Raw genomic sequence first — 10,944 nt, forward strand, 5'->3', positions numbered from 1 at the left:
CCGGTTGAGCGAAGTGTCGATTCTCTTGCTAGTTCAAGGATTTATGTGCAGAATTTGATTCAATTTGGCAAGTTATAGCCAAGAAACCATTTCCAGCTTGGCAACATGCCGTGGCAAAGTCAGAAGAAGAAAAACATACGCCACATTTCATTGGATCGATCTATGAAAAAGTTTAGCACAGCAGCTCTTCTCCTCGCAGTTGCATCGGCTTCCGGTGCGCATGCGGCCGAGGAAACAACGACTTCCCAGCGCTGTGCCTTCCTGCAGAATGCACCGGACCAGCACACCGTCGTCCGCGGCGACACTCTATGGGACATTTCCGGCAAATTTCTCCAGCACCCCTGGTGCTGGCCGCAGGTCTGGGGCATGAACCGCGACCAGATCCGCAATCCGCACTGGATTTATCCCGGCCAGATCGTCTATTTCGACCGCGCCTCGGGCAAGCTGCGCCTCGGTGCTCCGGTCGGCCAGGGCAATGCCGGCGGCATTCCGACGGTGCGCCTGTCGCCTCAACTCCGTACCGAAGGACTTGGACAGGACGCCGTTCCCGCAATTCCCTCCAGCGTCATCGAGCCATTTCTGTCGCAGCCGCTGATCGTCGCCGAAGGCGAGCTGCAGGATGCGCCGCGCATCATGGCGACCGAGGAAGGACGCGTCATCCTTGGCAAGAACGACAAGGCTTTCGTCCGCGGCGACCTCAAATCCGGCACCTCCTTTCAGGTCTTTCGTCCCGGCACGCCGCTGAAGGATCCGGTCAGCCGCGAGGTGATCGGTCATGAAGCCGTCTATCTCGGCACCGTCAAGCTGGAGCGGCCAGCGCAGGCTGCCAATGAAGCACATGTTTTCCGCGTGGTCACGGTGAAGGAAGAAATGGGAGTTGGCGACCGCCTGCTGCCCGTGCCTCCCTCGCCCATCCTGAACTACGTGCCCCATCCGCCAGAGAAAAACGTCGATGCCCGCATCGTGTCGGTATATGGGGGCGTTTCCCAGGCGGGCCAGAACCAGATCGTGACGGTCAACCGCGGCAGCAAGGACGGCATCGATCTGGGCACGGTGCTTGAGCTGTACCGCTACGGCCAGGTCGTGACCGACCGTACCGAAAAGGGTTCCTTTTTCTCCATCGGATCCTGGGGCAAACCGAAAGTGAAACTGCCGGACAACCAGTACGGCAGCCTGTTCATTTTCAGAATTTTCGACAATATCTCCTACGGCCTGGTCATGCAGGTGACCGACACGGTCCAGATCGGCGATGTCGCCAAATCGCCCGAATGATTCGCTGCCGCTGATGCCGTCCTTATTGCCCGCCGGGGAACTGGCGCACTGGATCAGGCTGGTGGAGACGCCCGGCGTGGGCAACCAGACCGGCCGCAAGCTGCTTGCGGCCTTCGGTTCGCCGCAGGCCATTTTCGAAGCGGATTTCCAGGCGCTTGCGCAGCACGTGGGGCCGCGCATTGCCGATGCGCTCCTGACGCCGGCAACCGGCGCGATGCAGGCGCAGATCGACAAGACATCGGACTGGGCAGGCCATCCCGTCAATCATGTGCTGACCCTGGGCGACTCACGCTATCCCCGCGCCCTGCTGGACATCGCCGACCCGCCGCTGATGCTGTACGCAAAGGGCCACGTCGGTCTGCTGAACGCACCGGCCGTTGCCGTTGTCGGCAGTCGAAATGCGACCGCACAAGGCATCATCAACGCGGAGAAGTTTTCCGAAGCGCTCAGCCATGCCGGTCTGTCCATCATTTCCGGCCTTGCCCTGGGCATCGATACTGCGGCCCACCGCGGCGGGCTCTGCGGCAGCGGGTCGACCGTCGCGGTCATCGGCACCGGCGCAGATATCGTCTACCCGGCACGCAATCGCGACCTGGCCCATCGCATCGCCGAGACAGGCTGCATTCTCAGCGAGTACATGCTTGGCACAGCGGCGGTCGCCTCGAATTTTCCACGGCGCAATAGAATCATTTCGGGACTGGCACAAGGCGTGCTCGTTGTCGAGGCCGCCGCCCGTTCCGGCTCATTGATCACCGCGCGCATGGCAGGCGATCAGGGTCGTGAAGTTTTTGCCATTCCGGGATCCATTCACTCGCCCTTGTCCAAGGGTTGCCACCTTCTTATCAGACAAGGCGCAAAGCTGGTTGAATCGGCACAGGATATTCTTGAAGAGCTGACACATTGCCGGCAACCGATCGAGCAAACTTCGATGGCGCCGACGACCGCAGCCATGCCGGAATGCGCAGTGCTTTCGACCATGGGATTCGATCCGGTGCATCTGGATGTGCTGGCCGAACGCTGCAATATAAATATTGCAGAGCTGCAATCAACTCTTCTAATATATGAATTGGACGGCATCGTTGAGATGCTGCCCGGAAACGTAGTACGGCGGGTCGCAACATCCTGAAACCAAAAACCCGCTGTCGGCATTTCCGGATTTCGGATATGCTTGGAACGCAAGACTGCAATATTTATTTGTACCTTCGCTGGCATGGCACCTCTTTTCTTGGCTTTTTCGGTGTCTATTTGCAAGAAAAGATGAACACGAGAGTGTCATTTATTCGCAACCAGGTTTTGACGCGCAGTTGGCGTCACGGCCTTAACGGTACAGTGAAATCATGTTCGACGTTCTCGTTTACCTCTACGAAACCTATTATCGGCCCGAAGCCTGCCCTGACTCGGATGCACTGGTCAAGAAGCTGTCGGCCGTCGGTTTCGACGAAGAAGAAATTTCCAAGGCACTGGGCTGGCTGACAGACCTTGCCGAAACCACCAACGAGTTTTCCGACCGTTATCCGCAGCAGACCGCCTTTTCCTTCGGCATCCGCATTTATGCGCCGCAGGAACTGGATGTGCTGGGAACCGAAACGGTAGGCTTTCTGCAGTTCCTCGAATCGGCCAAGGTCATCGATTCGATCCAGCGCGAAATCATTATCGAACGTGCTTTGGCGGCGAGCGACTCCCAGGTCTCCCTCGACAAGATCAAGGTGATTGTCCTGATGGTATTGTGGAGCCAGGGCAAGGAACCGGACGGCCTGATCTTCGATGAACTGTTTTCCGACGACGAAGATTCCGAACCGCGCCTGCTGCATTGAAATTCATTCACCTCGTGCCGACATAGGTCGGCATCGACCTGCCGCTTATTGCGTTGCTTATTGCGTTGCTTGGTGCGCTGCTTTATTTCACTGTTATTGCGCCATTACCAAACAGTCAAGCTTTCGGGCAGCGGCCGCCGCTTTTCTCCTTGCTTGCGGATTCTCCCGCAACGCGCTTATCATTGGCCGCTAAATCACCGGATAAGTTGTTATATTAGTAGGGGTTGCATTTGCGCAATTCCGTTCCGGCCGCTATTCATGCATGACCGCGCGCCTGTCCGCGCCACTTTCGAGACGAATTTATGACCAAAACCCTCATCATCGCAGAGAAGCCCTCTGTCGCGAACGATATCGCGAAGGCGCTCGGCGGCTTTACAAAGCACGATGAGTACTTCGAATCCAGCGAGTATGTGCTTTCGTCGGCCGTCGGCCATCTGGTCGAGATCGGCGTGCCCGAGGAATACGACGTCAAGCGCGGCAAATGGACATTCACCCATCTGCCGATGATTCCACCGCATTTCGCGCTCAATCCGATCGCCAAGACCGAATCGCGCCTGAAGGTGCTGACCAGGCTGATCAAGCGCAAGGATGTCAGCGGCCTGATCAACGCATGCGACGCGGGCCGTGAAGGCGAACTGATCTTCCGGCTGATCGCCCAGTATGCGAAAGCCAAGCAGCCGATCAGGCGGCTCTGGCTGCAATCGATGACGCCCGGCGCCATTCGCGACGGCTTCTCCAAGTTGCGCGAAGACCAGGAGATGCTGCCGCTGGCCGACGCCGCCCGCTGCCGCAGCGAAGCCGACTGGCTGATCGGCATCAACGGCACGCGCGCCATGACGGCCTTCAATTCCAAGGAAGGCGGCTTCTACCTGACCACCGTCGGCCGGGTGCAGACGCCGACGCTGTCGATCGTGGTCGAGCGTGAGGAAAAGATCAAGAATTTCGTGCCGCGCGACTATTGGGAAGTGCGCGCCGAGTTCATCTGCGCGGCCGGTATCTACGAAGGCCGCTGGCTCGACACCAAGTTCAAGAAGGACGAAACCGATCCGGAAAAGAAAGCGGAGCGCCTGTGGAGCAAGGCGGCCGCCGAATCCATCGTCGCCGCCTGCCGCGGCAAGCAGGGCAACGTCACCGAGGAATCGAAGCCGGCCACGCAGATCGCTCCCGCGCTGTTCGACCTGACCAGCCTGCAGCGCGAAGCCAATGCCCGTTTCGGCTTTTCGGCCAAGAACACGCTGGGACTGGCGCAGGCGCTGTATGAAAAGCACAAGGTGCTGACCTATCCGCGTACCGATTCCCGCCACCTGCCGGAAGACTATCTGCAGACGGTACGGCAGACGCTGGAAGTGGTCGCCGAAAACCACAACTACCAGCAGTTCGCATCGCAGATCCTCAACAAGAACTGGGTCAAGCCGAACAAGCGCATCTTCGACAACACCAAGATCAGCGACCACTTCGCGATCATTCCGACCACGCAGGCGCCGAAGAACCTGTCCGAGCCGGAACAGAAGCTCTACGACCTCGTGACCCGCCGTTTCATGGCGGTGTTCTTCCCGGCCGCCGAATTCCAGGTCACCACCCGCTACACCGAAGTCTCCGGCCACCAGTTCAAGACCGAAGGCAAGGTGATGACCAATCCCGGCTGGCTGGCGATCTACGGCCGCGAAGCCGCCAACGACGACGACAAGGAAAACGCGGGCACGCTGGTGCCCGTGGCCAAGGGCGAGAAGGTGCAGACCGAGAAGATCGTTGCAAACGGCCTGGTCACGAAACCGCCCGCGCGCTATTCGGAAGCGACGCTGCTGTCGGCCATGGAAGGCGCCGGCAAGCTGGTCGACGACGAGGATTTGCGAGAAGCGATGGCTGGAAAGGGGCTGGGCACGCCGGCAACCAGGGCGGCCATCATCGAAGGCCTGCTGAATGAAAAGTACCTGCTGCGCGAAGGCCGCGAGATCATTCCGACCGCCAAGGCATTCCAGCTGATGACCTTGCTGCGCGGCCTCGGCGTCAATGAACTGACGGCGCCGGAGCTGACTGGCGAATGGGAATACAAGCTGTCGCAGATGGAGCGCGGCAGGATCAGCCGCGAGGAATTCATGCGCGAGATCGCGCAGATGACCCAGATCATCGTCAAGCGCGCGAAGGAATACAACAACGACACCATTCCCGGCGACTATGCGACGCTGAACACGCCCTGCCCCAACTGCGGCGGCGTGGTGAAGGAAAACTATCGCCGCTTCGCCTGCACCAAGTGCGAGTTCTCGATGAGCAAGATTCCTGGAAGCCGCCAGTTCGAAATCGCGGAAGTCGAGGAATTGCTGCAGAAGCGCGAGATCGGTCCACTGCAGGGATTCCGCTCGAAGATGGGCCGTCCGTTCGCCGCCATCCTGAAAATCGTGCGCGATGAAGACATCAACAACTTCAAGCTGGAATTCGACTTCGGCCAAAACCAGGATGAAGGCGAAGACGGCGAAGGCGTCGACTTCTCGGAACAGACACCGCTCGGCGCCTGCCCGAAGTGCAACAGCGGGGTCTACGAAATGGGTCTGGCTTATGTCTGCGAAAAGACGGTTGCCAAGCCCAAGGCTTGCGACTTCCGCAGCGGCCGCATCATCCTGCAGCAGGAAATCCTGCCGGAGCAGATGGCCAAGCTGCTCAACGACGGCAAGACCGACCTGCTGCCCGGCTTCATTTCGCAGCGCACGCGCCGTCCCTTCAAGGCTTTCCTGGTCAAGGACAAGAACGGCAAGGTGAGCTTCGAGTTCGAGGAGCGCAAGGGCAAGGCGCCGGCCAAGGGCAAGGCAGAAGAAAAGGACGAAGCCACGGCGGAAGCCCCGAAGAAGGCAGCGGCAACGAAGACCGCCGCCAAGTCGGCGGCGACCAAGACAGCGGCGGCCAAGCCTGCCGTCAAGAAAACGGTCGCCAGAAAAGCTGCGGCCAAGAAGGCGGCCTGACGCAGATTCTCAGCGCAGCCCCGCAGCCCTGCGCCGCAACAACCGCAACGGCCTCCTTCGCAAGGAGGCCGTTTTCATTCGGCGGGCCGCCGCAAACTTATTGCAGCCCATCGCAGCCGGCAACAATCGCTATTCGGCATCGCTGACGCGCCCCGGCTCGTGGGTATCGTAATGCGGCAGGTTGTCATCGATGGCCGCCCACGGCGGCACGCCGAGCGTGAAGATATGCGCGGCGGGGGTGACATCCGTCTCGCTGTCGAGACTGCCCATGCGCAATCTCAGCACCGCCGGCTCGGCATCGCGGCGTGAATAGAGCGGCGAACCGCAGGCGCGGCAGAACGCCCGCTTCTTGCCGGGCGAGGACTCGTACTCCTGGATCAAGTCCTCGCCCTGCGTCCACGTGAACTTTTCCTTCTCCACCGGCGCGGCGATCACGCCTGCGCCGCCTTGCGCCTTGCGGCAGTCGCTGCAATGGCAGATCGTGATGGTGCCGAACCCGCCGGCATATTCGTAGCGCACACCGCCGCACATGCAGCTTCCTTGCATCATGGTTCCCTCCTCCCGGTTCCTCGTTTCGCATGTCGGACACATCAAATTCTTGCGGGAAATCCCACGTCGGAACTCCAGCCAAGAAAAAGCAGTCGAAACATTGTAATTTCACTATCGCTCCAATGACTTTAGCCTGCTTCAGCAGCTTTGACGTCGTTGGAAATTCAATGTGATTCAGTTCACCGGAGAATATTATGAAACAACGTCTCTTGATATCGATGATTAGCGCTGTTGCTCTGGCGTCGACCTTGACCGCATGCGGCACGCCTTCGCGCACCACGATGGGCACCGGTGCCGGCGCAGTGCTGGGTGGAGCCGCCGGACATGCGGTCAGCGGAGGCAGCACGTTGGGCACGATCGGCGGCGCGGCCGTGGGCGGCGTGGTCGGCAACCAGATCAGCAAGTAAGCTTTCCCGTTCTCGATAGGCTACACGCCTATGCTTGCATGGATGCGGGAAAGAAACCGGATCACCCGCGGATTACCCGCATCCGTGCATGTCCTGCTGCAGTCGCCAGCCGCGCCTGAGCTGCGCCGCGCTTTCACAGAAGAAGATTCCCCCCCTCTTCGAAGAAGACGATTCCTTCCCTCTTCAACGCAGATCAACGCAGGTCATCATCCCGGTGTAACCAAATGCATCGGTCGGAACTTTCGCTTATTGAAAGATTCTCACACTCGCAGCATGCAATTTTGGCATGACAAATTGCTGCTACATGTTACCGACTATCGATTGATTCCTTAAGGAGAACTCTCATGATGAAGTGGACTATTCCCCTGGTATGCGCCATGGTATTGAGCGCATGCGGCACCTCCGGCATGAATTCCAGCACACGTTCCACTACCAGCTCTCCGAGCGCCACATCCAGCTCCGGCGGTTCCGGCAGCTACGGCACAAGCGGCTCCACAGGCTCCTCGAGCACCATGGGCACCTCCGGTTCTTCTAGCACCATGGGCACCTCCGGTTCCTCGAGCACCATGGGTACCACTGGCGGCTCCGGCAGCATCAACACCAGCCCTGGCGTAGGCATCGGTACCGGCACCAACACCGGCCCTGGCGGCAGCACTGGTCCTAATGCAGCCGGCACTGCCGGCTCCGGCGCAAGCGGCAAGTAATCCTATGTCCCTGTAAGCCGGCAAGGCTCTTTCGAGTCTTGCGCTACTTACGAATGTGACTTTTACTCAAGGCGGAATGCATGCATTCCGCCTTGTTTCATGCTGCCCCCCCCCCGGGCACCGCACTGCCTCCTGCTCCGCGATGGAAGCCTCATCGCCATGCTTCGCACATCCCGCACGTACTGCGCATCACGACCCCAACATCCGAATCCCTTGCCTGCCGCGCCACGGTGCGGTGCAGGTTGAAGCCGTGGTCATGTCCGCGCGTGGCGGCTCTCGAGATCCAGCAGGTAGCGCTTGCGCGGCAAGCCGCCCGCGAAACCCGACAAACCTCCCGAAGATCCCAGCACACGGTGGCATGGCACGATGATGGAAATCGGGTTCCTGCCGATGGCGGTTCCGGTTGCGCGTATCGCATTCGGCTTGGCAATGTGCTGCGCAATCGCGGAATACGTTGTAGTGGTGCCGAACTGCAGCGAGCATAACGCCGTCCATACCGCTTGCTGGAACGAGGTACCCGAAGGATCGAGCGCAAGATCGAAGTTTTGGCGTTCGCCGCAAAAATATTCCTGCAATTGTGCTGCCGCCGCGACCAGGTGCGGATGCGCATCATCGCGCCTCCAGTCGCCGGGACCGGAGAAATACTTGTGCTCCTCGAAGTACAGGCCCGTGATGCCGCGTGGACTTGCGGCCAGCAGGAGCCTTCCGAGCGGACTGTCATATTCGGTATAGCTGATCATGGTTTATCCCATCCATAGTGCAAGTGCCGCATAACCGCGCCACGGCGACCATGCGGCGGCGCGAGCGGCAAGCTGTTTTTCGGTCAGGCGACCGCCTTCATCGGCGGCTGCCTTCTGCAGGCCGAGATCGCCCGCGGGAAAAGCATCCGGAAAGCGCAGCGCGCGCAGGGCGATGTAGTGCGCGGTCCAGTCGCCGATGCCGCGCACGCTCCTGAGCCGGGCAATGCTTTCTTCCAGCGTAAGGCCGGGACGCATGCGCATGCCGCCATCGGCGGCGAAGCGCGCGAGATTGAGAATGGTCTGCGCCCGCGACAGCGGCAACCCGATCGCGGCGATATCGGTCACGCTTGCCCCGGCCAGTGCGGCCGGTAGCGGAAAGCGGTGCGTGACGCGGTCGAACGGCGCCTCCATCCCGGTGCCGAAGCGCTCGACCAGCCGGCCCGACAGGGTGGTGGCACCGGCCACGCTGACCTGCTGGCCCAGCACGGCGCGTATGCCGAGTTCGAAGGCATCGAAGGCGCCTGGCACGCGCAATCCCGGCATGCTCTTCAGCCTTTCGCCGAGCAGGGCATCGCGCCCGAGGTGGCCGGCAATGACGGCGGGATTGGCATCGAGATCGAACTGGGCCCGTACTCGCGCCACCAGCGGCATCAGCACACCGGCCAGCGACGGTGCCACTTCCAGCTCCAGCTGCGAGCGTTCGGGCCGATGCGCTACGCGCAGCCAGCCAAGGCTTCCGTCAATGGAGACGCTGCGCGCATAGCTGCCTCCCTTGCCGTCATCGAGCCTCACCTGTTCCACGCCGGCGATGGCTCGGTGCGACAGATAGGCAAGCATCTGCGTCCAGTCGAGCGGGGGCCGGTAGGCGAGCCGCAGGGTCAGCGCCCCGGGCGCTGCCGGCGCCGCTCCTTCGCCGGCGCGCCGGATATCTCCCGGCGCGATGCCGTAGCGTTGCGCAAACAGCGCATTGAAGCGGCGCACGCTGCCGAAGCCGGCGGCAAAGGCGACGTCGGCCATCGGCAGCCGGGTTTCCTGCAGCAGCTTCTTGGCGAACAGCAGGCGCTGCGTCTGCGCCAGCTCGACCGGAGTCACGCCGAAATGCTGCATCAGCACGCGCCGCAGCTGGCGCGAGGACAAGCCGACTTCGTCGGCCAGCCGTTCGACGTTGCCGTCGTTGAGTGCGCCGCCGGCGATGCGCTGCCAGACCGCGTGCGCGAGGTTCTCCTGCAGTGCATACGGCGCCAGTTCGGGACGGCAGCGCAGGCAGGGACGAAAACCCGCCGCTTCCGCGGCGGCGGCGCTGCCGAAGAAACGGCAGGAGGTGGGGCGCGGCGTCTTCACGGTGCAGACAGGCCGGCAATAGATTCCGGTGGTGGTGACGCCGGTGAAGAACACGCCGTCGAAGCGCGTGTCGCGGGCGGCCAGCGCGCGGTAGCAGCTGTCGCTGTCGAGGCCGCGCAGGCTGTCGTGAAGGGGTGTGGCCGAGGTATCCATATGCGACGTTATACGCCCGGGCCCGGGCAGCGTCTAGCCGTTTTCGGACACCATCCGGCGCGGCTTTCCATGGTCCGCGCCGACGCGATCGGCTACCGCGCCGTGGTGTTCCGCACCTGGTCGAATGTGCTGGCGGCGGTGTTCGCCACGCTCGCCGGCCGCCTGCTGGCGCTGCGCGGCCGGAGCGGCGCATGCCGGACGGGAAGATCACGCCGCATTACGATCCGGCGATGGTGCGCCAGTTCTTCGCCAGTTCTTCTTCTATCCAGACGATTATGCGCCGTGGGATTTCCACGACACGCTGACCATGCCGACTCTGGTGATGCAGGGCATCGGTTCCGGCCTGCTGCTGCAGAGGCCGCCAAGGAAATGCCCCGGCGCTCAACGTGCCGCAGCAGATTGGCCTGGTCCGCGACTTCCTGCAGCGCCGGGATGTTGGGCGCTAGATGCCGGCGTACAGTGCAGCCAGCGCCAGCACCGCCGGCACGGTCTGCACATACAGGATTCTTTTCTGCACAGTCAGCGCTCCCCATATGCCGGCAACCGCCACGCACAGCAGCCCGAATACCGCGAAGGCATTGGCCACCGCCGGTTCGCCATGCAGCAGCGCGACGGCCAGCGCGGCGGCGAGAAAGCCGTTGTAGCAGCCCTGGTTCGACATCGCGGGCGCCATCGCCTCGACCTGCGCATCATTGAGGCCGAACACCTTGCGCCCGCGCGTGCGGAAAAGCACGGTTTCCAGCAGAAAGATGTAGACGTGGATCAGAAGTACGGCGCCGATGAGTATTCGCGCGAGCAGCATATCGATCTCCCTTGTGTAGTTGTTACCAGGCGTGCATCGGGATGCCAATAGTACTTCCTGCAGGCCCGGCTTCTGAACTTTTGCATCACATTCCGCTCTTCCTACCATGAATGCGCACTCCGCCTGCGATGCAACATGCACGTACAGGCAGGAAATAATCAGACTTGGCGCATGTCATCGATGAAATGCGTACCGGAGCGCATCAGGC

The 10,944-nt window shown here is 61.3% G+C and carries 10 protein-coding genes; 6 read left to right on the forward strand and 4 right to left on the reverse strand.

The genetic code is table 11. The features are described from left to right. The first annotated feature begins 162 nt into the window (after positions 1 to 162). From RY831_RS06630 to RY831_RS06645, 4 genes are all read left to right on the forward strand, one after another. Positions 163 to 1,272, forward strand: a complete 1,110-nt coding sequence (locus RY831_RS06630; protein WP_326505531.1) for a LysM peptidoglycan-binding domain-containing protein — start codon at positions 163 to 165, stop codon at positions 1,270 to 1,272. Continuing rightward, positions 1,250 to 2,398 (forward strand): DNA-processing protein DprA, encoded by a 1,149-nt coding sequence (dprA, locus tag RY831_RS06635; protein ID WP_326505532.1) that lies wholly within the window; start codon positions 1,250 to 1,252, stop codon positions 2,396 to 2,398. The genes RY831_RS06630 and dprA overlap by 23 nt, the downstream gene beginning before the upstream one ends. 211 nt (positions 2,399 to 2,609) lie before the next feature. Continuing rightward, positions 2,610 to 3,086 carry a Smg family protein gene (locus tag RY831_RS06640; protein ID WP_326505533.1) on the forward strand — a complete coding sequence of 159 codons (477 nt, stop codon included), beginning with the start codon at positions 2,610 to 2,612 and terminating at the stop codon, positions 3,084 to 3,086. A 302-nt stretch (positions 3,087 to 3,388) separates the two neighbouring features. Continuing rightward, entirely contained in the window at positions 3,389 to 6,040 is a 2,652-nt protein-coding gene (locus RY831_RS06645) for a DNA topoisomerase III (protein ID WP_326505534.1), read from the forward strand. Positions 6,041 to 6,169: 129 nt separating this feature from the next. Here the strand turns inward: RY831_RS06645 and RY831_RS06650 are convergent, their stop codons facing one another. Further along, on the reverse strand, positions 6,170 to 6,589 hold the full coding sequence (locus RY831_RS06650; RefSeq protein ID WP_326505535.1) for a GFA family protein: 420 nt from the start codon (positions 6,587 to 6,589) through the stop codon (positions 6,170 to 6,172). Positions 6,590 to 6,783: 194 nt separating this feature from the next. Here RY831_RS06650 and RY831_RS06655 point away from each other — a divergent pair, with 194 nt between their 5' ends. Next, positions 6,784 to 6,996 carry a glycine zipper 2TM domain-containing protein gene (locus RY831_RS06655; RefSeq protein WP_326505536.1) on the forward strand — a complete coding sequence of 71 codons (213 nt, stop codon included), beginning with the start codon at positions 6,784 to 6,786 and terminating at the stop codon, positions 6,994 to 6,996. Positions 6,997 to 7,340: 344 nt separating this feature from the next. After that, a complete protein-coding gene (locus RY831_RS06660) occupies positions 7,341 to 7,700 on the forward strand; it encodes a hypothetical protein (protein WP_326505537.1) in 360 nt (119 codons plus the stop codon). Positions 7,701 to 7,954: 254 nt separating this feature from the next. Here RY831_RS06660 and RY831_RS06665 read toward each other — a convergent pair whose 3' ends face one another. From RY831_RS06665 to RY831_RS06675, 3 genes are all read right to left on the reverse strand, one after another. Next, positions 7,955 to 8,440: a methylated-DNA--[protein]-cysteine S-methyltransferase gene (locus RY831_RS06665; protein ID WP_326505538.1), complete on the reverse strand. Its 486-nt coding sequence runs from the start codon at positions 8,438 to 8,440 to the stop codon at positions 7,955 to 7,957. Between the two features lie 3 nt (positions 8,441 to 8,443). After that, positions 8,444 to 9,934, reverse strand: a complete 1,491-nt coding sequence (locus RY831_RS06670) for an AlkA N-terminal domain-containing protein (protein ID WP_326505539.1) — start codon at positions 9,932 to 9,934, stop codon at positions 8,444 to 8,446. A 442-nt stretch (positions 9,935 to 10,376) separates the two neighbouring features. Then, entirely contained in the window at positions 10,377 to 10,736 is a 360-nt protein-coding gene (locus RY831_RS06675) for a DUF1304 domain-containing protein (RefSeq protein WP_326505540.1), read from the reverse strand. Between the last annotated feature and the right edge of the window lie 208 nt (positions 10,737 to 10,944).

The organism is Noviherbaspirillum album, assembly GCF_035916955.1.
Classification (GTDB): domain Bacteria; phylum Pseudomonadota; class Gammaproteobacteria; order Burkholderiales; family Burkholderiaceae_D; genus Noviherbaspirillum; species Noviherbaspirillum album.